Here is a 23,361-nt window from a genome sequence, read left to right on the forward strand (position 1 = left end):
TTAAAAGATAATTAATATGGTCGCCCAAAGCAAATTTTAGAGGTTTCCTAGTGCGAAAAGGTTATCTTTGTAATAAAGAAAATCATTCTAAAATGTTTGTTGAAAAGCGTCTGTCATTAAATTGCTAATCTCTTTTTACTCGCATTATTTCTTATCGCTTGCGGCGATGATTCATCAACGTCAGGAATAATTCGAATGATGGGGATAATTCCGTAAAATCGAGCAGCAGCTTCGCGGAGTCTTCTTCAGGCAGCTCTGTAAAATCAAGTAGCAGTTCCGCGAAGTCCTCTTCAAGCAGTGTTCCATCATCGTCGTCCAGCGTTACACCGAAGTCAAGCAGTTCAAAAAAGTAGAATCCTCATCGAGTAAGGTCACTGAGCCTGCCGAAGTGACGACTGGAACCATGACCGACTCCCGCGATGGTCAAACGTACAAGACTGTCTCCATCGGCGCCCAGACGTGGATGGCGGAAAATCTCAACTTCAAAACGGACTCTAGCTTCTGCTATAACAACGAGGAAACCAACTGCACAAAGTACGGTCGGCTTTACACCTGGGCAGCTGCGGTCGGCAGATCGGAGAGCGACTGTGGCTATGGCAATACATGCTCTCTGCCGTCAGGAAACATCCAGGGGGTATGCCCGAGCGGTTGGCACCTGCCGAGCAAGGCCGAATGGGAAACTTTGTTCAACGCAGTCGGCGGACGATCAACTGCTGGCAAGGTTCTCAAGTCCACGTCCGGGTGGTATAATAATGACGACGGCACGGATGCTTTCTCGTTCTTGGCGTTGCCTGCTGGCTACAGGGGCTACAATGGAGGTTTCTATAGCGTGGGCGGCTGCGCGTACTTCTGGAGTTCTACTGAGGCCGATAGCATCTTCGCGTACAACATGAGCTTGTACAACATCACTGGCAGTGCGTACCTAGGCAACTACAATATGGTCAACGGGTTTAGTGTTCGTTGTCTAAAGGACTAGCAGTGAGGCGAATCCTGCACGGAAATGCTTGCATTTCCGTATAGGTGAGCCGAACAGCGAGGGACTCCGTAGGAGTCCCCTAGGCCTACAATCGTCGATGGCGGTAGTAGGTGGACCTAGACCGTAGCGTTTTTTCTTTGCAAACAACTGTTGACAAAATAAAGGCTTTTGCAACCAATTGATTGCAAAATTTGCAAAGTATCGCTTTTCTAAAAATTTCTGTTGTAGATTAAGCCTCTAAACTTACCGGAGGGACATTTATGAATCAATCTATTCCAGAAACTTTGAAAGGCAAAACATACATCGACCCGAGAACCGATACAGGTTTCAAGAACTTGTTCGCCAGCAAGGACGCTATCAAGGACTTTGTTGACGGAATTCTTCACCTCAAAGGAGATGACCGAATAAAAGATTTAAAATACTCATTCGACGAAGCGATCCGTTTCATGGTTCCCAAAGAACGGAAAATTTCCCTAGACGCTTTTGCTACGACCGGTTCCAATCGGTTTCTCAACATCGAAATGCAAAAGGCAGACCATGGATTCTTTATCGACCGGACCGTATTATATAAAGCGTTCCTGATTATCAAGGGAAAACAGGATATGGAGAATACGGAAGAGTTCAAGGCGCTCACCAAAGAAGAGAGGGAGGGAAGGCGCTACGAAATCCCGGAATGCATTTCCATCTGGATTTGCGACTTTGAATTGCCGCAGACAATGGGGAGCTACATTGACGAATGGGCCGTTTACAGCAGGGAATCGCTGAGCAAAGGCTGCACAGAAACGGTTTTCCCTAAAAATAAGTATATTATGGTTAATCTGCCAAGGTTCGACAAGACCGCAGACGAAGTGAAAGACCCCGTTGATATGTGGCTCTACGTGCTTAAGCACGCGCACGAGGGCAAGCCCCTCCCAGACTTTGGGAATGACATAGTCAACGAAGCCTTGAACCGCATCAAAATCGAAAATCTGGACAAGACAACCCTAACCGAAGCGGAGAAAGAAATGACTACAAAAGAGGAACTTGCCTGTTGTTTCGCTTATGCAAAAATAAAAGGTCGAGAAGAAGGCCGAAAGGAAGGACTTGAAGAGGGCCGAAAGGAAGGACTTGAAGAGGGCCGAAAGGAAGGGCTTGAAGAAAGCCGAAAAGAGGTTGAAAAAAAAGCCAAGCTTGAAATGGTCGATGCTATGCTTGCCAATCCTAAATTTACGGATGAAGACATTTCCGCCATTTCAGGCGTCCTGCTAGAAGAAATTGCTAAGCGTCGTGTACAACGCTGAGAAAAAATAAAAGCCCGCGCAGTTCATTCACTACCGGGCTTTTTTTGAAAAATATGGATTCTGTCGCTACGCTTCAGGATGACTGAGGCTATCTTCCTACCGTCTACTGTCTACTTCCTACTGCGCCTCGCGCTTATTCCTTAAACGTGAATCTCAGTTCGCCAAACGGAGTGCGGAAATCCTTGTTCTTCAAGTTGTTTTCTTCGATGCCGGCAAAAAGCCTGTAGCCGCCGCCAATCGAAACTTCAAGGAGCTTTGTCACGCGGAAGTTGAATTGTGCCGAAAAGTCAGACGTAAAGAAAGCGTCGTCAGACTTGAATCCGTCTTCGTCGCCCTTGTTCAAGAAGTTCACGCTGCCGCCACCAATGCTAACCGGGAGCGAAATCGAGAACAAGCCGCTGCGGAAAACGACCGGTTCGGCGAAAATGCCGTACGAATGGTAGTCGAGCATTTGCGGGTGCCGAACTTTCGGATTTTTCACGTCACTGAGGATGGTCGAAAAATAAGCGCCCAAGCTAATGTGCGGGTTCAATACGATGCCGACGCGGAGGTTCATAAAAATTGTACCGTCGCGGGCGATAAGGGAGTTGCCGCCGCTAACACCCAGAAGTGCGCTCCAATCGGAAGATTCGGCTTTGCCCGGTTCGTAATCTTTGGAACCCTGGAGTTCTGCGTGGGAACTTACGGCGAGCGAGAGCGCCATGAGGAGAGATGTCAAAAGTTTTGTTTTCATAGTCCGTCCGTGTTTCCTTCCCATCTCCAGTTCTTTGCGCTGACCGCGGGCCAGTGGCAAATCGTCCACACGAGACTGTTGCCGCACAAAATGATGGACCAAACGCCAAAGAGCAGGAAGAGGAATAGTGGAATAAAAGCTAGTGATCCATAGAAAATGGACATGCGCGTGACCATTGCCGTCTGGATGAGCATCAGAATCTTCACGTAGATGTTGATGGCAAGCCAAGAAAGCAAAGTCGAGAGCATCGACGCCAAGAACAGCTTACGGCGGGTGTAGGGCTTGTGGCCTGCCGGGCGCGCCGGGAGCGCATAAAGCATAATGAAAATCACGAGGAGAGCCGCGATGTGGAAGGCCGAGTACCAGAATACGGTGATGAGCGCCTTGATGACTTCCGGCGAAAAGTGGAATCCGTCAACAATGATGACTTTGAGCACGTTCTGCACATGGTTCACGAAACCTGCGAACATGCCGACTACGGCAGCCCCGATGAGGAGGAATGGTGTGTAAATCTTGATTTGGCGAATCAAAGTTCTGGAAGTCTTGTTTTCCCAGACGACGTTGAAGTTCGTTTCGAGGCTTCCGAATGCGAGGATAAACGTGACAAAAAGACCGCCTGCACCGATAAATCCGAGCTTTTTGATGGGGATGTGCTCGGCGTTTTCGACAATGTCCATGATTTGCTCGGTCGGCCAGTCTAGATTGAGCATGTCAATCACGATGGGGAGGTAGTCCGAAATGAAGTTTCCGAACCCGACAGCGAGAGTGATGGAGGTGAGCATGATGAGGAGTGGAACGACTGCCACGAGCGTCGTGTAGGTCAAAGATGCGGCACGGGTCATTCCGTGATAGTACAGGAATGACTTTCCGGTGACAACCATGATTTTTACAAATGTCGGAGAACGGGCTGCGATATGATCGAACAGCCATTCCCACGAAAAATTTTTCCACCAATGCGGCATACTCGTGTTAAATATAGTTAAAGGAACGACTTACGAGAACTTTTGGCGCGTTTCGTTTCGTTTTTTTTTCGAAAAACTGTACTTTTTGTGGTCGAAATTTCCTAAAAACAGGTTTGCTAATGTAGACAAATAATAAATTCCTTTTGTGGACTTTTTCTAGCAAATTATCGTTTGAAAGTTAAAAATATAATAAAAACTGTGGACTTTTTATTGAAAAGAGATTATATTTGAAAGAAACAAGAGTTTGGTTTTACACCGTTAGGAGCGTTGTATATGGGATCCAATCGTAATTTCAAGTCTATTCTTGTAAGTTCTGCGCTTGCTGCAGGGCTTGCTGTTCCATCTTTTGCTGCGCCTCGTCAAATGGAAAACTTGACGCGCGGCCTTGTCGCGTCAAATGTGGGCAAGGGAATGCTTGTTAGCTGGCGCTTGTTGGGCACCGATGACCCGGCGACGGAATTTGTCCTCTATCGTGATGGAAAGAAGATTGCCTCCATCGGAAAAACGGACGGAACGAATTTCCTGGATAGTGACGGAAAGGTGACTTCCAGTTACGAAGTTGCCGCTGTTGTGGACGGCAAGGAACAGACGAAGTCTCCGCTTTCTGTTGTTTTGGATAAAACGGTCTCCAATAGCGGAAAATCCTTCCCATATAAGACTTTTAAAGTGGAGCCGCCTGCAGCACAGACTATGCCGAACGGTGAAAAGTGCACTTACGTTCCGAACGATATGAGCACGGCTGACCTCGATGGTGACGGCGAATATGAATTGGTTCTCAAATGGGATCCGTCTAACGCTCATGATAACTCGCAAACGGGTTATACGGGTACCGTGTTTATTGATGCCTACAAGCTGAATGGCAAGCGCCTTTGGCGCATTGACCTCGGCAAGAATATCCGCGCAGGTGCTCATTACACGCAATTCCAGGTCTTTGACTACGATGGTGACGGCAAAGCCGAAATGATTGTGAAGACTGCCGACGGAACGATTGATGGTACGGGCAAGGCTGTGGGCGACAAGTCCAAGGATTATCGTGACGGTAACGGCCTTGTGCTTAAGGGGCCGGAATACTTGACCGTTTTCCGCGGTGCTGATGGCGCTGCGGTTTCGACGGTTGATTTTGTGCCGAGTCGAGACATCAACCAGCATGTGAAGGGCAAGGATGGCAAGGGCTACTGGGGCGACAATTACGGTAACCGTTGCGAACGCTACCTGGCTGCGACTGGCTACTTGGATGGCGTCCATCCGAGTGCAATTTTTGCACGTGGTTATTACACGTCTGCTTATGTGGTTGCGTATGATTTTGATGGCAAAACATTGAAGCAACGCTGGTACCACAAGTCTGAAGACCCTGGCAAGGGTCTCTATGGCGAAGGAAACCACAGCCTCCAGGCGGCAGACCTTGATGGCGACGGCTATGATGAGGTATTCTTCGGTGCTGCAGCCTTGAACCATGATGGTACTTTGCGCTACCGCACTGGTCTTGGTCATGGCGACGCTCACCATATCGGTGATCTGGATCCGGACCGCCCGGGTTTGGAAGTTTGGGATGTGCATGAACATACGACTGCAAAATATACCGATGAACTTCGTGCCCATGATGGTACGATTATCTGGGGATCGGCTCAGCCTGGTGTCGATAATGGTCGCGGCATGGCTGCCGATGTCGACTCGACCCATCGTGGTTACGAAATGTGGTCTGCAAAGGGCGGTGGAATGTTCACTGTCAAGCACGAAAAAATCGGTTCTCCGGCTGTTTCGCAGAACTTCCGCATTTACTTCGACGGTGACGCCTACGATGAACTTTTGGACGGTGCTTACGTGACCAAGTTCAATTCTAAGGATACCGTGGCTGAAGTTTACTTTGATGGCCCGACGGCGCTTGGTGTAACGGGTTGCAATGGCACCAAGAATACTCCGAGCCTCGTTGCCGACCTCTTTGGTGACTGGCGTGAAGAACTCGTTGTGCGCTCTGAAAAGGATCCGACGACGATTTATATCATTGCCACTCCAGTTACAAGCCCGCATCGCGTCTATACCTTGATGCACGACGCCACGTACCGTACTGCGGTTGCCTCCGAAAATACGGCATACAACCAGCCGCCGCATGTGGGATTCTTTATGCCGGACATGGTGAAGAAACTCAAACAGCCGGAAGTTTACCTTGCTGGTCAGAGTGCAAATGTCCCTGCGGATTCGACTCCAGTTGTAAACAACGGTAAGTCCACAATGGATGCTTCCACGCCGAAGGATGGTGTGGGGTGGACCGAAAAAACAAACGAAGGGTTCCTCCAAAACGGTTACTTTAACTTTGACAACGCTCTTTCTAGCTATGGCGTTTGGGAAATCTTCTCGAAGACCGAAGCTAAGACTACTTTGTCCATCCGCTTTGCCAATGGCGGAAATAGTGACCGTAGCATGGCTGTCTATATGAATGGCGCATCTGCAGGTACGTTGAGTTTCCCGCCTACAGGCTGGACTACGTATAAAGAAGCGACTATTGACGTGAAACTGAAAGCTGGTGTCAATACGCTTAAGCTGACGTCGATGACAAGTGACGGTGGCCCGAATGTCGATATGTTCACGTTCGGAATTGACGGCGTAGAACTTTACGATGGAACGCAGGTTGTTGACAAGCCGGTATCGATTGCGCCTCAGTCGTTCAGGCCGAATGTTTATAATCCGGTAACGGGAATTCTTAGAACGCGCGAAGCAGGCCTTGCTGAAATCTATGCCTTTGATGTGACAGGTAAGCTCGTTGGCGGAATCTCCCGCAATGTGACTGCCGGAACGTCTAAGGTGATGTTTGACCGCGAAATGCTCCCGCGTGGTGCTTACATGATGGTTGTGAAATTGAACGGTCGCGTGATTTCGAAGTCCATGCACAACGCTGCGAAGTAAGAGGTTTGAATATGGGAATGTTTAGCAAATTTTGGCAGGGCGTTGTTGCGACTTCGATGATTGCGGCTCCACTTGCAATGGCTAAGGTTACAATTTATATGCTTGGCGATTCCACCATGCAGGACTGGGCTGATGGTTATTATCCCAAACAGGGCCAGGGCCAGGATTTTCATTACTGGTTCGATGTAAACAAGGCGGCAGTGGTGAACCGTGGACAGGGTGGCATGTCGCTTGGTGGCGGCGGTAAGGACAAAAAGGGTAACACCGCGGTCGGCTATTACGACATGTTCTTTAAGAAGGGCTGCTCCAATGGTGGTTGCATTGCGGACAAGTTGCAGGCTGGCGACTACGTCGTTGTCCAGTTCGGTATTAACGACGTGAACTACAGCACGGAAGACTTCTTTGCCTCCAACATGAAAAAGCTTGTGAGCGATGTCAGGGCGAAAGGCGCTTATCCGATTATCATGAGCCCGATTCGTCGCTTGTACTATGATTCTCCAACGCAGATCCATAACAGCTATCGTGGCTACCCGGCTCTTAACCAGAAACTTTCCGAAGAACTCAATGTGCCGTTTATCGATATGAGCGAAATGGTCGCGAACTACATGATTTCTGTGGGCGAACGCTATTCGGCACAGTTTATCTTCAACTATGCTACAAAATCTGAATATAGCAACTTGGGCAGTGACCAGACGGACCAGGTGCATTTACAGATGAACGGTGCGAATGCCTTTGGACGTATCATTACAGAACAGATGCGCGCCCACAAGGATCCGATTGTGAAAAAACTTGGCGACTACATGGCGCCTATGTACCAGGTAGATGTCAAGGTGAGCCCGGAAGGCGCTGCCGAAGCGACTTCTCTTAGCGCTTACTACCCGAAGGGCATGACGGTTATGCTCAAGACCATTCCGAAGTCCGGCAAAAAGTTCTTGGGCTGGTATGACGGTAACGGCAACAAGGTCGGCGCCCCGAGCCGCTCCAATGTAAAGTCTCCGTACATCCACACGTTTGTCATGGGTTCTGCATCGACGCAGTTCACTGCAGTGTATGAAGGCGGTACCGCCCAGAAGTACACGGGCGATGGCAAGGCTTTGACCGCATTCCCGACAACGACTCCGAAGAGCCTTGACGATGTGACGTTTGAACCGTTCACGCCGATTGGTGGCAGTGAAGAAACAGAAACCAAGGTGGATAAGGATATCAAGAAATTCTTTGACGCAAGTAAGCCGGATACTGCAGGAATTGGCTGGACCCAAACGGAATGGATTGGCTATATTGGCGATGGCTATTTCAACTTGGATAACACGAACGTGTCGTTTGCAAGTTACAAGGTGAAGTTCCCCGGTGCAGGCTACGTGACGCTTGCTGTGCGTTACGCTAATGGCGGTTCTACAGACCGTATGTTCAATGCCTACCTTGACCACGACTACTATTTGAGCGCCCCTCCGACAGGTGGCTGGGACAAGTGGGATACCGCTTACGTTGTGATGGATGCGCCGCAGGGCGAAGCCGAACTCAAGTTCATGTCGGTGACTTCTGATGGTGCTCCGAACCTTGATGCGTTTGGCTTTAATCTAGATGGTGTCTGCCGTGTTGGTGTGGATTGCAAGGATGCTAAGGATTCAATTCCGACATCGCTGCAAGGTATCAAGATGGCGGCTAGAGCAAAGCTCCTTGGCGATAAGCTTTTGCTTCCGGAACGTGCTGACATAAGCGTGTTCGATATGAGCGGAAGTCTTGTCGTGCGTAAGGCTGTTTTGGCGGGCGAGGTGGATATGTCTTCTCTCGTGCGTACAAACGGAGTTTACCGCGTTGTCGTTCGCCAGGGTCGTGAAAAGCTTGTTGCGACTTGGGCAAAGGTGAAATAGAATTTAGAACTTAGAAGTTAGACGAAATGTCATCCTGAGCGAAGAGGCGTTGCCTCGAAGTCGAAGGATCTAGTAAAGTTTTTTAATGCTACAGGATTCTTCGGAGCAACGCTCCTCAGAATGACGTGCTTCGCACTTAATGACCAACAACTATTGACTAACCACTGCTTATGAAATCTGTATTCAAATATCTTCTTGCTGCCGCTGTTTTCACAGGTGTTGCTGTAAGCGATTCCACCAGTTTTTCGATTTACGTGGTGGGCGATTCGACCGTGCAGACGTATAAGGATAACGTCTATCCGCAAACGGGCTGGGGCCAGGTGCTTGGGCATTTCTTTGACGCCTCCCGTGTGAAAGTCCTTAACTATGCAATCGGTGGCCGTAGCTCTAGAACGTTCATCGAAGAAGGCCGCTTGGACGAGGTCAAGGGAAAGCTCCAAAAGGGCGACTACCTCTTTGTGCAATTTGGCCATAATGACCGCGACTATTCAAAGGCCGCGCGTTATGTGGAGCCGTCGAAGTTCTCTGGATTCATCCAACAGTATGTCGATGCTGGCAAGGGCAAGGGCGCCAATGTCGTCCTCGTCTCTCCGATGAACTTGAACGGTAGCCGCAACGTGTTCTCGACGGGCTCTAACAACTACGATGCCCGCGGCATGATGCAGACGGTTGCCAAGAACAACAAGATTCCGTTTGTCGATTTGAACATGAAGTCGTACAACACGTATAACAATACGTACAAAGGTATGGGCGATTATGTGACCCGCTATCTCTACAAAAAGCTGGAAAAGGGTGAATACCCGAATTTCCCTGATGGTGTGAACGATGGTACGACGCACTTCCAGGAAATGGGCTCGATGGGCCACGCCCAGATGATTTGCGAAGAGCTTGCAGATAATCTCAAGTCCAACACGAACCTCTCTGCCGATGCAAAGGCTGCGCTTACGACGCTTGTGTCTGCGATTAAGAAGCGTTATACCATCAAGGTCAAGACGAACCTCTCGAATTACAACGGCCTCATTACGCAGACGCAGTATTTCCCGGCGGGTTCCCCGATGACGCTTCGTGTGACGCCGAACGGCCAGACGTTTGAAAAGTGGGTCGATGATGACTGCAACGAGCTCTCGAAGGACATGATTTATTACGGCTTCAAGACGAAGGCTCGCGACATCACGTACACGGCGATGTTCAAGGGCGGTGCAGCTTGCACGCCGATTTCTCATGCTTCGGAAGATTCTTACGAAGAAGGTCCTGGTGGCGGTTCGAGCAGTTCAAGCGGTGAAGTGGAAGTCAAGGAACTTGACGAAGCTCTGTGCTCGCTCAAGGCTGGTACGGATGCTTGGCCGTCAGTGATTGACATGGCGGAACCTGAATTTGGAGATGGCTGGACTGAAAAGAATCATGAAGGCTATACTGGCGGCGGTTTCTTCAATCTTGATAATTCTGCCTACAGCAAGGCCACGTACATGGTGACTTCGGACCAGTCTGCAGAAAAGGCCCGTGTGATGATCCGCTATTCGTTTTCGGGAAGCGCTAATCGCGATATGAAGGTTACGGTAGATAATGGCACCTACGATGTGACTTTCAAGTCCACCGGAAGCTGGGACAAGTGGGATACGGTCTATATTGACAACGTCTGGGTGGATGCCTTGGACTTCAAAGTGATTTTACAGTCGGCGACGGCAGATGGCGGCCCGAATATCGACATGATTGCGTTTGATATGAAGGATGTTTATCGTACCGGTTGCAAGGCCGCTCGCGAAAATCAGCAGGGACCTGTTTCGATTGTTCCGACAAAACTTGCGACAAAGCCGCGAGCCAAAGGCATCACGGTCAATGCGCTTGGCCAAAAAGTGCAAAATGTTCGCAATCAGTCGGAATTGCGAAACCTCCCCAAAGGCAACTACTTCCGCTATTAAAAACCAAAATTCTATTTTTTGTTGGATATTACGTGAATATCTTCAAAATAAGCTTGATATTCACGTAAAATTTTGATGTTGTATGTAGTTAAAATCCGCTTGAATGCGGATTTTTGCTTTAAAATGAAAAATTTTGAGCTTTTAAAGCTTAAAACACTGTCTAAAAGGTGGCGAAAGATACTTTTTGCTGAATTTTTAATAAGTTTGTCTGAATTTTTACGTGAGAAAATCTGATAATTCAATATTTTTCACGTAAAAAATGAACTTTTTTAGATTTTTCAAAAAAAATAACACATTTTTTTTATAACATAATGTGGACATAAAATTTGCAAAACTGTGGACAATAATGTATATTACTATTAGTAACTCTTTCTAATAAAAGGAGATGTCCGATTAAATCGGGCATGACAATCACAAGTTCAGACCTCAAAGGGGCGAAGCCCCGACCTCATAGTTTATAGCCTAATGATCAATATTTTTGAATATCTGAATTACCGCGATTTTTTGAAAGACGCCTACGAAGAGCGCCATGCAAGTGATTGGCGTTTTAGCCATCGTTTTATTGCCGAAAAAGCGGGGTTCGATTCATCGATGTTCAATAAGATCTTGCAGGGCAAGCGCAATTTGACCGACCGCATTGTTGAAGTTTTTGCGTCTATCTTTTGCAGTGACGAACGCGAAAAAGCGTACTTTGCAAACATGGTTGCTTTTAACCAGGCTAAAACGCATACTGAAAGCCGCCAATTCCTGGAAAAGCTTGTGGCGTCCAAGGAATGCAAGGTGGAAAACTTGGCGAAGGACCAGTTTGAATATTTTGACCATTGGTACCATGCTGTCGTTCGTGAGCTTGTGACGTTTTACCCGTATGTGGGTGACGATGCCGCTTTGGGCCTTATGGTGCGCCCGCCGATTTCTGCAAGCCAGGTAAAGTCTTCGATTGCGCTTTTGGAACGCTTGTCGATGATCAAGAAAAACGAGCAAACAGGATTTTATGAACAAACGCAAGGTCTTGTTTCGAGTGGCTTTGAATCGTACAATACGGCGGTGAACGCTTACATCCAACAGAATCTGGACGTGGCGCAAACGGCGATGGACCGCTTTGATCGCGGTGAACGCAATCTTTCGACGCTTGCGTTTGGCTGTGACGAAGCGACTTATAAAGAACTTGTGGAAATGGTGCGCCGCTTCCGTCGCGAAGTGCTTGCTAAAGTAGGTGCGTGTCAAAAGCCGAATCGCGTTTTCCAGCTCGGCATGCAACTTTTCCCGCTTTCGGACCCGTATCCGCCACCGCAAAGGCGTGGGCGCAAACGCCGCATTCGCGGTGCCGAAATACAGAATGCTTCTCGTGAAATCACGGATGAATCTCGCGAACCTGCCGAAGTTCAAGGGGGCAATCATGAAAACTAGTTGGATGACGGTTGCTCAAATGCGCTTGTTGGCTTTGCTTGGCGTGATTTCTTTTGGCCTTGTGGCTTGTGGTGATAACGGCAAAGTGGCTGGTGGCACCGAAGCCGAGTCAACTATTGCTTTGTATGTTCAAATGGCGGATGGAACGCCCGCTTCGATGGCGCGTGTCCGCATTTTGCCGGACAATTACCTTTCTAGCGGCCCTGCGGAAGAAGCTTGGAATGAAACCAATGAGGATGGGCACGTTTCATTCGAAGTCCGCAATGGTCGCTATACCATTGAAGCTCGCAATGTGAGCGAAACGGAAGCCACGGGCGCTGTGCTTTCTATAGCGCTTGACGCCAAGGCCGATTCCAAGGTCGATACCATCAAGCTTGGCGAGCTTTCGTCAATCGAAGGTTATGTGGTGCTTGGTGAATCGCCGGTTGTCCGCGTGGCGGGCCTAGACCGTTATGTTGTTCCTGACAGTACGGGCCATTTTGTGATTGACTCGCTTCCGCAGGGGAGTTTCGATGTGCAAATTGGCGACCCGGAAGAAGTACATTCGACGGTGGTGCAATCCAATGCGGGGGACACCTTGTTTGTGGATGGTTCCGACACGTCATCGACCATTAAGGTGGTGAAGCCTGAAATAGCTAAAGCCTCTGATTATCCGGAAAGCGACTGGAGCGCTCACGATGAATTGCTCAAACAGCTCCAAGGCTATGCCACAGGGACGCTCGGAGCTTCTGGCCGAACCGATAGCACGGGGAAAATTGAAAAGGCCGAAGGCGAAATTTGCATTGTTACGACAACGGATGATTTGATTGACGTGGTAGATTCTTCAAAAGTGGATTCGCTTGGAAATTACGGGACGAAGGTTGCTTTGTCCCAGGGCTCTTTCCGTGAATGCGCCGAGAAGGAGACGCCTGTCTGGATTCTTTTTGAAAAAGATGGTACGTATAATTTACGCTCTCCACTGCGAATAAAGTCTGATAAAACTGTGGACGGCCGTGGGCGCGATATTCGCATTACCGGTATGGGAATTTTGACAAATGAATCGTCCAATCTCATTTTTGAAAATTTGACTTTTACGGCGCCAGCGATAACTGCTCTTGATACGACGAGCCGCCGCGCGCTCTCTATCCATAACCGCACGCACCATGTCTGGGTGGACCATTGCACGTTTGAAGAGTATCCGCTAATCTTGGTTGATGTCAAGCGAGGCTCAAATGCGGTTACGCTCTCATGGAATCGTTTTGAAAATGCGCAGTCAGGCATTTTATTTGGGCTGGAACCGGACCTTTTCGTTGATTCAGCACAGACGTTGACTTTGCATCACAATTACTTCTCGAACTTGGAACTTCGAGGCGTGCTTGCGCGTCGTGGTAAAATTCATGCCTATAACAATTTCATCTACGATGTGGGGGATGCTGGAATGGAATGCTCGGATTCGGCGTCTTGTTACATTGAAGGTAATGTTTACAATAACAATGTGCCTGTTCGGGACTATCGCCTGAAAATTGAAGATGGCTCGCCGGATAAGGCTACGGAAGGCTATGTTTACATGATAGACAACTGGTTTGGCCGTAGTGGCGAAAATATTTCAGGCGATGCACTTGGGTTTAGGCCTGCTTACAAGGTCTCTGTAGATGATTCTAGCGCGGAGTTGGCGGTCCGTGTGAGGAATGAGGCTGGTCCCCGGTAATTACATTCCCCAGTGACGTTCGTTGGGCTTGAAATCCTTAACCTTGATTAAAAAGCCGTACTGCAACGGCAAGAAGTTGCTGTGTGCGAGGAGCTTCGGCATGAACTTGAGCTGCTTGCGGATGCCAATAGTCTGCTCAATTTCGAGACCGTTTTCTTTTGCGAAACGGCGGAAGCTCTTTTTGGTCCAGAACGTCTTGTGGTTGATGTCCAGGACGCCATAGCAGCGTTCGCCCTGGTCCACGCGCACATAGCGGAAGTCGCGGAACACGAGAATCTGGAAAATCGTCTCGATGCTCAAGAAGTTCGGGAGTGAAATCAGGATGTGGCCTTCCGGATTCAGATGCTTCTTGCAGAAGTTGATCATGTCTACCGGGTCATTTACATGTTCCAGAACATCGCAAATGACAATGAGGTCGAACTTGCGGTCTTCGGTGTACTGTTCGTAAAAGACGTGGTGGTATTCGTTGAACCCGCCCGGAACCTTGTCCGCAGTCTGCATATCTTCGCGATTTTCGGGCTCGATGGCGACCTTGTAGGCGTCTTTCGGGTAAAGAACGCAGTTTCTGCCGGATCCGGCTCCGATTTCTAGAACACTTTTAACATCGGGCGGAACGAGAATGGCAATATCACGGCGAACTTTATTTGGGTACATGGTCTATCCTTTTTGGGGTAATATACAAAATTTTACTATATTTGCGGTGCGAACTTTAAAGGAGCTATAATGCTTAAATCTACATTGCAACAGACCGATCCGGAAATCTATAACATCATCCAGAAGGAAGCCGAACGCCAGGAATATGGTATCGAACTTATCGCTTCTGAAAACTACACTTCCAAGGCTGTGATGGAAGCCATGGGTTCTGTGCTCACGAACAAGTACAGTGAAGGTTACGTTGGCAAGCGCTACTACGGTGGTAACGAAGTTATCGACGAAATGGAAGCTCTCGCTATCGATCGTTGCAAGAAGCTCTTTGGTTGCGACCACGTGAACATCCAGCCGCTTTCCGGTTCTCCGGCTAACGCTGCTGTTTACTTCGCCGTTCTCAAACCGGGCGACAAGGTCCTCGGCCTCAAGCTCGACCATGGTGGACACCTTTCTCACGGTCATCCGGTGAACTTCTCCGGCATGCTCTACAACTTCGTGCAGTACGAAGTCGATAAGGAAACTGGTCGCATCGATATGGACAAGGTCCGCGAAATTGCTCTCCGCGAAAAGCCGAAGATGATCCTCGCTGGTTTCTCTGCCTACAGCCGTAACCTCGACTGGAAGCGCTTCAAGGAAATCGCTGATGAAGTTGGCGCCCTCACCATGGCTGACATCTCTCACATTGCAGGTCTCATCGCCGGTAAGGCTATTGATTCTCCGGTGCCGTACTTTGACATCGTGACGACCACGACCCACAAAACTCTCCGTGGCCCGCGTTCCGCTATCATCATGTGCAAGGACCGCACGATCCAGAAGATGGTGAAGGGCGAACTCAAGGACGTTTCTTTGGCCAAGGAAATTGACAAGGGCGTGTTCCCGGGCATGCAGGGTGGTCCGCATGACCACATCAACGCCGGTAAGGCCGTTGCATTCCTCGAAGCTTTGCAGCCGGAATTCCAGGTCTATGCAAAGAATGTTATCAAGAACGCTCAGGCTCTCTGCGCTGAAATGCAGAAGCTCGGCTACAAGGTCATTAGCGATGGCACCGACAACCACCTCATCGTTGTCGATATGACTTCCAAGGGCGTTTCCGGTAAGGAAGCCGAAGTGGCCATGGAAAAGGTCGGCATCTCCTGCAGCCGTTCTACGATTCCGTTCGATCCGCGCAAGCCGATGGATCCGTCCGGTGTTCGTCTCGGTACTGCTGCTATCACGACCCGTGGCTTCGACGAGGAAGACACCCGCGAAGTGGCCCGCATCATCGACCGCGCTATCCAGGCTAAGGATGACGATGCTGCTCTCGCCAAGATTCGCGAAGACATCGTCGCTCTCTGCAAGAAGCACCCGCTTTATAAGTAGTGGCTAGTAAACAGTGGTTAGTGGTTTGGAATTGCTGCTAACTGCTGTTGTCATTCTGAGCAAAATTACTTGTAGGTTCTGAGGGCGGTCGCTTTGCTCCCTTTGAGGAATGAGTGCGGATTTTCGGTCCTTCGAGTAAAAGATGGCACCTTCGGTGCGAAAGATTAAAAGGCGACCCGTTAAAAACGGGCCGCTTTTTGCATTTGTGTCATACGGAAGCTTTACTCACGACTGTCATTCTGGAGCCACGCAGTGGCGATAGAATCCAAACAAGTGTTGTCTGTAGAGGACACTTTGCAAAGCTCGCCTTTTTTTTGTGTGATTTTGTACGCTTCCCGTTTTAGATTTATCCCAAAAAAAGGTGTCGGGATGTTGAAAAAATATGTGTTAGGGCTGTTTCTAGGCATTACGGCTGCTTTTGCAAGCGGCCAACAAAAAACAATTGCTTTCTTTACTCCGTGGTCGAATACGAATGCTGTCCTTTATATGGGCGGCGATTCTGTAGCCACCATGACTTCGCTTGAAAATTACTGCGGGTGGTTCAAGGCTACGGTAGATGCCCCTGAAAGCGATTTCAAGGTTTACTTTAAACAGACCGTCGGATTTAATTATGTCGGCGCCGAAGGCTTGGTCTCGACGGAACCGACTATGGCGACTGAAATTGCGCTTGATTCTGTGGTGGCCCTTTCGGATACGATTTGGGTTCAAGGCTACAAGACGGGTGTGCCCGCGCTATTTTCGAAATATCCTGGCGTTCTTGGCGATTGCCCGCTAAAGAAAATTCCTGTGACTGTTTACGACTGGCTTCATGGAACTAAGGGCGATGGAGACGGTAGCGGTAAAAATGGCGACCCGGCAAACGGTGTGAGCGCTGATTTTGGGTCGGGTGGATGCTCTGGCAAATCGAAGGCTGTGACGGGCATGGTCGAATACAATCTCGGTCCAAACGGCGTTCCTGTTCGTGCAAATCCGTTCCCGGAAAACTGCAAGATTACGGATCATTTGGATAGCTGGTTCTTGCCACAGGTTATCGGCATGGATACTGCGGGTAACGAGTACACCAATATGACTTGCCGCGACCTTTATGTTTCTTTGGACGATGATGGATTTTGGCTTGCAGAAGTGTCGAAAGACCGCATATCGGAAGGCAACGAAAAGAATTCAGATGGCATGTTCCTACTGGATGATTTTGAATATCTCGATGATGCAAAGACCGTTCCGAATCCTTATTTTGACCAACTTAAGGGAACAAAAATCGGCAAGCATAATTTTGGCTATACTGCAAAAATTCAGGCGACCTTTGAATATGTTCCAGGGCAGTATTTTGATTTTTATGGAGACGATGACGTTTGGGTGTTTATTGATAATCGATTGGCTGTAGATATCGGTGGCCAGCACGCCCAAGTGGCGGGTGCCGTGGATCTCGATACGATTGGTCAAAATACTGGGAACAAGCTTGTTCCTGGAAAGACTTATGATTTCCACATCTTTTACGTTGAACGCCATACGGGTTCCTCGAATTTCCGCATGCGCACCTCCATTGACTTGCATGTGGATGCGTCGATTTTCTTGACGTCTGATAATCGCGATGAAGGAAAGCGTTTTGAAATTTGGCAAATCAATAAGAAAAAAAAGCTGTCTTGCAATTACGATGCAAATTCAACGGAACTGGATACGATTGGAGGCGTCTCTACGTTTACGCTCACCGGCGGAAATCTTGCAGAACCTGAAATTCTTGATGTCGGAACGCATTACGAAGGCATCGTAATTACAAGCGATTCGACATTCTACATTGACTCGGCGGCGATTGTGTCGAATGTTGCCCTTGCTCCTGGTCATTACTTCTTGGAAATTACGTTGAAGGCAGATCCCAGCCAAAAGACTAAAGTTGAAATTACGGTTCCCTCTTATGCGGTGCCAAGCGTTGCTTTTATGAAGACGGATTGGACTATTCTCGGGAAAAATGTTTCTGGCGATACGGCGCAAATTGGCGAATGGGCGTATGCGACCTATCAAGTGAATATCGCCTTTTTTGAAGAATGGGCGAAGGTCAACAATTACAATCGAAAGATAAATCTATCATTCTCCGATGTGAATATTGATATTTTGGATACTGTGGACGGAAATAAAATCAATGCTGTGAATTTGGATGCAAATGGAAAAGCAACATTCTTTGTCCGTGCTAATGCGCCTGTGTCGGGCGTGACGCTTACGGCGAAGGGTGCTGCTGCAGGTGTGTCCGTGTGGACGGACCTTGTGTTTGCGGCTCCGCCGGTTCCCCGCGTGTCAAATGCCATTGCGATTGACCGAAACGGTGATGGTCGTGCCGATAGTTTGTATGTGCATTTTGATAAATCTCTCAAGCAAAAGAGCAAACTCGATTCTATCCAGTTTACTTTTGGGGAATCGTTTAATACGACCTCCAAGTTTACGATTGTCAATGAAAATGATATTGTAATTACGGCTGAAAACTTGACTCCGCAAAATTGCTCTGGGGATGTGTGCGGCTTTGGAAGCAAGGTCTTTACAGGGGGCACCTCGGACGTTTATGTCGGAAGTTTAAACAATTGGTTTACCTATGAAGACAAAGGAAAGACTGGTCGCTTCTATATGGAAAATGAACCCATTGCTGATGGGGTCGGGCCTGTTATTCTTACGGCTGTAAAATCAAAAAATAATAGTGGAAATGTAATGCTCTTGCTTACTTTCAGCGAAACCGTGTCCGATGAATCCAAAAAGAATTTTGTACAAATGTTCGATTTTCTCTGTGTACGTTCAGGAGAAAATCGTACTCCTGAAAATCCGATGCTGCAAGGAGGGGCTGATAAAACCATGTTGCTCATTTACGGGGCGACTGCAAAAGATGCGGTGCTCCCGACTAGTGGTGATCGCGTTCGTTTTACCGTTGATGGAATTGTTACGGACCTTGCACAAAATAAGGCCCATAAAGAGAACCCTTGGGTTGTCATAGCCGGGGATCAGGAACTTTCTCTTGAAAGTCCCAATGTGGTACTGATTGGCGAAGATCCTTATGATATCATCAAGAAGGATTCCGTTACACAGGCTCTGCTTATTCCTAACACAGCGCAGAATGCTCAGGAAATAGGGGATTCTCTTGGCGTTCAGGGAAGTCTTGTCGATTTCGATGTCTCGAAAATTATGATTGAACAGACTCAGACTGCAGTGAATCATCTTGATGCGTTTATTGAATCTCGAATTGATAATACGGTCCACTACGACACCACCGTTACAAGCATCAGCGAAGAAGAAGCTCTTGTGCAACTTTTTAACGACATCCGTACCGTAGTTGTGGATACGTCTTACGGGTTTAGCGAAGAGACGGTCAACGGGATTTTAGACGGAGCTATAAACGAGGGTAATTATAAATTAATAGTTCGACCGGAAGACCAGGCGCTTATCGCGACGATGGTCGAAGCGAATGTTGATGCGAGCCGCGATACCACCATTGCGATAGATGAAATTTTATCTGTAACGCAGGCAGACTTGTTCGATGCAATTCGACAAGGAAAAATGGATAGAGAACTTTTGCAAGCCGGTGTAAGCCAAGAACTGATTGATGCCATAAAAAATGGCGATGTAAATGAATTTAATATCGGTGAATATCGCAGTGGCGAAAAAACTGTAATTTCGGGTGATGATGTTGAACTTTATTACCATACGCGGTATTTCAGTCACTTGGGAGAATTTGTTGGAGATTATTCCAGTTCAATTAAATGTTCGGATCGTGATTTATATGGAGAAGAAGGTTGCTTAAAAACCAAGGGAAGAATTTTCCTAGCTTGGAATATGCGCTCTAATAATGGCCGTTTAGTGGGCACCGGAGTTTATATCGAACGCCTTGAAATCAAGGTTATCGTGAACGGGAAAAAAAATATACACCAGGTTCGGGATAAATTGATGGGCGTACGCCGTAAAGGTGGCGCGTTGTCTCATAAAAATAGTCTTTGAAATTGAAGCATATACAACACCCACAGATTCCAAATGCGCAGACTCGAAAGAGCCTGCGTTTTGCAATTCAGGGTGCTTTTAGCATTTTGTCAATGTTTTTTGTAACGTAGTTTGTTCTCTTTACCTTAAAAGAGGGTATTTTCATGCATAGAAAAATGTATGGGAGATATTGTATGGAATGTTTTAAAACTTCTCTTTGCGCGGCTTTTTCGCTTGCTGTTTCTACTTTTGCAGGCCTAATCACGACGGTTCCTTGGAACGGTCATCCGGGCGCGGCCACTTTCACGTTTGACGATGGTCTCCATTCCCAGACGAACAACCTTACGTTCTTGGACAACATGGACGCCAAGGTGACGTTCTTTGTTTGCACGGGAACGATGGATTTTTCGACCAATTCGCAACCGCACTTGAATTATGCCAAGAAAGGCCACGAAATCGGGAACCACACGGTCAACCACAAAAATTTGACGCAGGGTGCGGACCTCAATTCAGAAATTGGCGGTGCTGCCACAAAGCTCCGTAGCATGGGGCTGGAGGCGACTTCCTTGGCAACGCCTTATTGCGCCCAGAATGCGACTGTTAAAAATGCGATTAACCAGGAACATTTCATCAATCGCGGGTGCGGTGGCGGCGGCCTCACGGGCTGGGATAACGAACCAGATTGGATGCAGATAGATTCTCACTACTGGCAGGCAAGTAGCAATGTCGCGAGTTTCAAGAGTAGCCTCGATCAGGCGGCGAGCGGCAAGTGGCACGTGCAGCTGAATCACGGTGTTGTGGGCAACTGGGATGTGATTTCGACGGCGGATATCAAGACGCTTATTGAATATGCGGTTAGCAAGAATTTGTGGGTCGCGACGTTTTCTACGGTGGGCGCTTACCTGCGTGCTCATTTCACAATTGACAAGGCAACTGCGACGAATACAGCGAACGGTTTTACCGTCAAGTGGACTTCTCCGCATGCGCATATGCCAAAGAGCGTGCCGCTTCGCGTAAAGATTCAGGGAGCACAGGGCAAGACTGTAAGCCAGAAGGGTAAAGAGGTCAAGCCGAATTCCGACGGAACGTACACGATTGAATTTATGGCGCTTGAACTTGAAGTTTCGGGCGAACCGATTGAAGTCAAACCGTTCAAGGGCGCAATTGAAATTCCGGGAACTCTTGAAGCCGAAAATTATGATACCTACGCTTACAGCGATGCCGATGGCAAGAGCGATGAAACAGGCTACCGCAGCGATGATGCTGGCATTGTCAAGGGCGGCTCTGGCTATGCGCTTGGCTACACGAGTGCTGACGATTATTTCGAGTACACGCTCGATGTGAAAAAGGCGGGTAAGTACAAAGTAGTCATTAATGGCGCCACTGGCAATTCTACAGCGTCTTCCGTGACTGTTTCTGTAGGCGATAAAAAGGTTGAAACTGAAATCCCGTCTAAAGGCGATTGGGTCACGTATTCCGAAGTCGAAGCGGGCGAGTTGGAACTTGCTGCGGGCAAGCAGACGCTTCGTCTTACAATCAATACAAACTATATCAATGTCGACTGGATTAAGTTTGTGGATGAAACTGCGCAATCTTCAAGTTCCGTTCCGCAGTCCTCAAGTTCCGCGAATTTGGTTGAATCAAGTTCTTCGGCAACAAATGCGATTGTGCAGAAAATTGCGTTTGAACATGGCGTAGCGATGGTGCGTTGCCAGGTGTTCGATTTGAACGGCCAACTGATTAAGTCCGCGAATGTGATGGCGGGTTCCGTAAGCGAAGCCTGGAATCTCGTGAAGACTGGACTCCGAAAAGGCGCTTACGTCATGCGTTATGGCGAAGCGGGTCAAGGCTCGCATGTCGTGAAAGTTCGTTTGCAATAGCCAAAGACTATTAACTAATAACCAATAACTAATGACTAATAACTAATAACTAATGACTAATAACTAATGACTAATAACTAATAACCAATGATAAATAGCTCTCACTCCCGAGGGCTTTCTTTATGCACTAAAAACAACTTCCTACTTCCTACTTCCTACTTCCTACTCAAAAATAAAACCTATCTTTGTTTTGAAAACACGAGGTTTTATGCAGTCCTGGACCGAAATCAAGAATATTGAAAACCCCACAGAAGAACAGCAGCTCGAAGCGATTAAGCTGAACTGGTATGCCATCAGTCTCATCCAGAACCCAACTGAAACAGTGCAAAAGGCTGCATTTGAAAAAAATGAGCAGGCCATTCTTTATGTGAAATGTGGCCCGTGCGAAGCTTTGAAACAGGCGCTTAACGCCATGGACGAGGCTAAGTTTCTTACGGCGTTCAAGGCCGAACCGAACTTGCTCAAGTTTATTACAAATCCAGCTCTTCTTAAGGTTGCGGTTTCAGAGGATTGGCGCATTGTCCGTAAGATTGATGGCGCTTCCGATGATCTTTGGGCCGAGGCCGTTCGTCAGAGCGCGGACGCTTTGAAATTTATTCACAATGCTGGTGAAAAAGTGCTTGTCGCCGCTGTAGAACGCGATTGGAAGTACATTCAAGAAATTGAAAATCCGACGGCGGCTGTTGTAGTAGCTGCGGTCAAGCAGGACTACCATGCGTTTGAATATGTGAGTATCCGCCGCCGTACAGAACCGGTGCAGCTTGCCGCTGTCCGCACGGATTGGCGTTGCATCCAGTACTTGCAGCGTGCTTCCGAAAAGGTGCAGATGGAAGCGGTCAAGGCTTCTAAGGATGCTTTCAAACTTATCAAAAATCCGGCTCCTGCTGTCAAGGAATTCTGCGCGTGATTGAACTCGATTCGGTGACATTCCGTTATCCGAAATCTACGGCAGATGCTCTGTCTAATATTTCTCTCCATATCCCGCAAGGGAGTTTCTATGCGCTGATTGGCCCAAATGGCGCTGGCAAGACCACTTTGTTGCGCTTGCTTTGCGGACGCTTGGGCGCATTTAAAGGCTCTGTTAAAATTGACGAGTCCTTGCGGAATTCTGCGGGATTCCTGAATGCTGAAAAGTACGGTGTGCTTCTCGAAAATCCGGGCGTTTATCCGAAACTTTCCATCAAGGAATACCTCCAGTATTTTACAGGCTTTTATGGCTTTGGTGCAGAGAATTGGCGCGAAAATGGTGCCATGCTAGAGCGCTGCAAATCTTTTGCTGAACGCCTCAAGTTGCCGCCTCTCGACAAGCGCTTGGAAACGCTTTCACTCGGAAACCGCCAAAAGGTGCAGATTGTCCGTGCGCTTTTGCATAGCCCAAAGCTTTTGATTCTCGACGAGCCTGTTGCAAATCTCGATCCGATTTCAAGGGATACGGTTTGGCAACTTCTTGATGAATGGCGCAAGGAAGAAAATGGTACAGCGATAGTCTGTTCGCATGTGCTTGCCGAAATGGACCAGTGGGCAACGGATTATGCCATTATCGACTGCGGTCGCGTCTTGCAAAGCGGGCGAGTTGCCGATGTCAGTACCGATACTACTTCGTTTAAGATAAATGCTACAGATGCAACTCTTGAACAAATTCGCTCGGCTCTTGTTGCTGCCGGAATCTCTGCTGATGTTAATTTAGTGCAAACATCTCTATCGAAAATTTATAGAGATTTAATACACTGAATATAAGTTTTCTGTGCAAAGTCTTAGGAAGACAATTCTTAATTCCTAATTCAGACTTC

The 23,361-nt window shown here is 48.1% G+C and carries 15 protein-coding genes; 12 read left to right on the forward strand and 3 right to left on the reverse strand.

The genetic code is table 11. From position 1 onward, the window contains the following. Nucleotides 1-388: 388 nt before the first annotated feature. Together B3A20_RS09485 and B3A20_RS09490 are read left to right on the forward strand one after the other, a co-directional pair. Nucleotides 389-976, forward strand: a complete 588-nt coding sequence (locus tag B3A20_RS09485; RefSeq protein ID WP_290764000.1) for a fibrobacter succinogenes major paralogous domain-containing protein — start codon at nucleotides 389-391, stop codon at nucleotides 974-976. Nucleotides 977-1,236: 260 nt separating this feature from the next. Beyond that, a complete protein-coding gene (locus B3A20_RS09490; protein WP_290764001.1) occupies nucleotides 1,237-2,256 on the forward strand; it encodes a PD-(D/E)XK nuclease family transposase in 1,020 nt (339 codons plus the stop codon). A 133-nt stretch (nucleotides 2,257-2,389) separates the two neighbouring features. Here B3A20_RS09490 and B3A20_RS09495 read toward each other — a convergent pair whose 3' ends face one another. Together B3A20_RS09495 and B3A20_RS09500 are read right to left on the reverse strand one after the other, a co-directional pair. Then, nucleotides 2,390-2,989: a hypothetical protein gene (locus B3A20_RS09495; RefSeq protein WP_290764004.1), complete on the reverse strand. Its 600-nt coding sequence runs from the start codon at nucleotides 2,987-2,989 to the stop codon at nucleotides 2,390-2,392. After that, nucleotides 2,986-3,951: a YihY/virulence factor BrkB family protein gene (locus tag B3A20_RS09500; RefSeq protein WP_014547088.1), complete on the reverse strand. Its 966-nt coding sequence runs from the start codon at nucleotides 3,949-3,951 to the stop codon at nucleotides 2,986-2,988. The genes B3A20_RS09495 and B3A20_RS09500 overlap by 4 nt, the downstream gene beginning before the upstream one ends. A gap of 273 nt (nucleotides 3,952-4,224) precedes the next feature. On the opposite strand from B3A20_RS09500, the gene B3A20_RS09505 reads away from it, so the two are divergent. From B3A20_RS09505 to B3A20_RS09525, 5 genes are all read left to right on the forward strand, one after another. Continuing rightward, complete coding sequence (locus B3A20_RS09505) at nucleotides 4,225-6,852, forward strand: hypothetical protein (RefSeq protein ID WP_290764008.1); 2,628 nt, start codon at nucleotides 4,225-4,227, stop codon at nucleotides 6,850-6,852. A gap of 17 nt (nucleotides 6,853-6,869) precedes the next feature. Next, nucleotides 6,870-8,723 (forward strand): GDSL-type esterase/lipase family protein, encoded by a 1,854-nt coding sequence (locus B3A20_RS09510; RefSeq protein WP_290764010.1) that lies wholly within the window; start codon nucleotides 6,870-6,872, stop codon nucleotides 8,721-8,723. Between the two features lie 170 nt (nucleotides 8,724-8,893). Beyond that, the gene (locus B3A20_RS09515; RefSeq protein ID WP_290764013.1) at nucleotides 8,894-10,642 is read left to right on the forward strand and encodes a GDSL-type esterase/lipase family protein; all 1,749 of its coding nucleotides are present in this window, start codon (nucleotides 8,894-8,896) and stop codon (nucleotides 10,640-10,642) included. A gap of 465 nt (nucleotides 10,643-11,107) precedes the next feature. Continuing rightward, the gene (locus B3A20_RS09520; RefSeq protein ID WP_290764017.1) at nucleotides 11,108-12,049 is read left to right on the forward strand and encodes a TIGR02147 family protein; all 942 of its coding nucleotides are present in this window, start codon (nucleotides 11,108-11,110) and stop codon (nucleotides 12,047-12,049) included. Beyond that, complete coding sequence (locus B3A20_RS09525) at nucleotides 12,039-13,736, forward strand: pectate lyase family protein (protein WP_290764020.1); 1,698 nt, start codon at nucleotides 12,039-12,041, stop codon at nucleotides 13,734-13,736. Before B3A20_RS09520 ends, B3A20_RS09525 begins: the two co-directional genes overlap by 11 nt. Here B3A20_RS09525 and B3A20_RS09530 read toward each other — a convergent pair whose 3' ends face one another. Next, nucleotides 13,737-14,390 carry a class I SAM-dependent methyltransferase gene (locus B3A20_RS09530; RefSeq protein WP_290764023.1) on the reverse strand — a complete coding sequence of 218 codons (654 nt, stop codon included), beginning with the start codon at nucleotides 14,388-14,390 and terminating at the stop codon, nucleotides 13,737-13,739. Nucleotides 14,391-14,459: 69 nt separating this feature from the next. On the opposite strand from B3A20_RS09530, the gene glyA reads away from it, so the two are divergent. From glyA to B3A20_RS09555, 5 genes are all read left to right on the forward strand, one after another. Continuing rightward, nucleotides 14,460-15,743 (forward strand): serine hydroxymethyltransferase, encoded by a 1,284-nt coding sequence (gene glyA, locus B3A20_RS09535; RefSeq protein WP_290764024.1) that lies wholly within the window; start codon nucleotides 14,460-14,462, stop codon nucleotides 15,741-15,743. Nucleotides 15,744-16,112: 369 nt separating this feature from the next. Further along, nucleotides 16,113-19,712, forward strand: coding sequence for a fibro-slime domain-containing protein (locus tag B3A20_RS09540; RefSeq protein WP_290764027.1), 3,600 nt, complete (start codon nucleotides 16,113-16,115; stop codon nucleotides 19,710-19,712). A 173-nt stretch (nucleotides 19,713-19,885) separates the two neighbouring features. Beyond that, nucleotides 19,886-21,571, forward strand: coding sequence for a carbohydrate-binding protein (locus B3A20_RS09545; protein WP_290764029.1), 1,686 nt, complete (start codon nucleotides 19,886-19,888; stop codon nucleotides 21,569-21,571). Nucleotides 21,572-21,779: 208 nt separating this feature from the next. After that, nucleotides 21,780-22,478 carry a hypothetical protein gene (locus B3A20_RS09550; RefSeq protein ID WP_290764032.1) on the forward strand — a complete coding sequence of 233 codons (699 nt, stop codon included), beginning with the start codon at nucleotides 21,780-21,782 and terminating at the stop codon, nucleotides 22,476-22,478. Beyond that, nucleotides 22,475-23,302 carry an ABC transporter ATP-binding protein gene (locus B3A20_RS09555; protein WP_290764035.1) on the forward strand — a complete coding sequence of 276 codons (828 nt, stop codon included), beginning with the start codon at nucleotides 22,475-22,477 and terminating at the stop codon, nucleotides 23,300-23,302. Before B3A20_RS09550 ends, B3A20_RS09555 begins: the two co-directional genes overlap by 4 nt. Nucleotides 23,303-23,361: the final 59 nt, after the last annotated feature.

The organism is Fibrobacter sp. UBA4297 (assembly GCF_002394865.1).
GTDB lineage: Bacteria > Fibrobacterota > Fibrobacteria > Fibrobacterales > Fibrobacteraceae > Fibrobacter.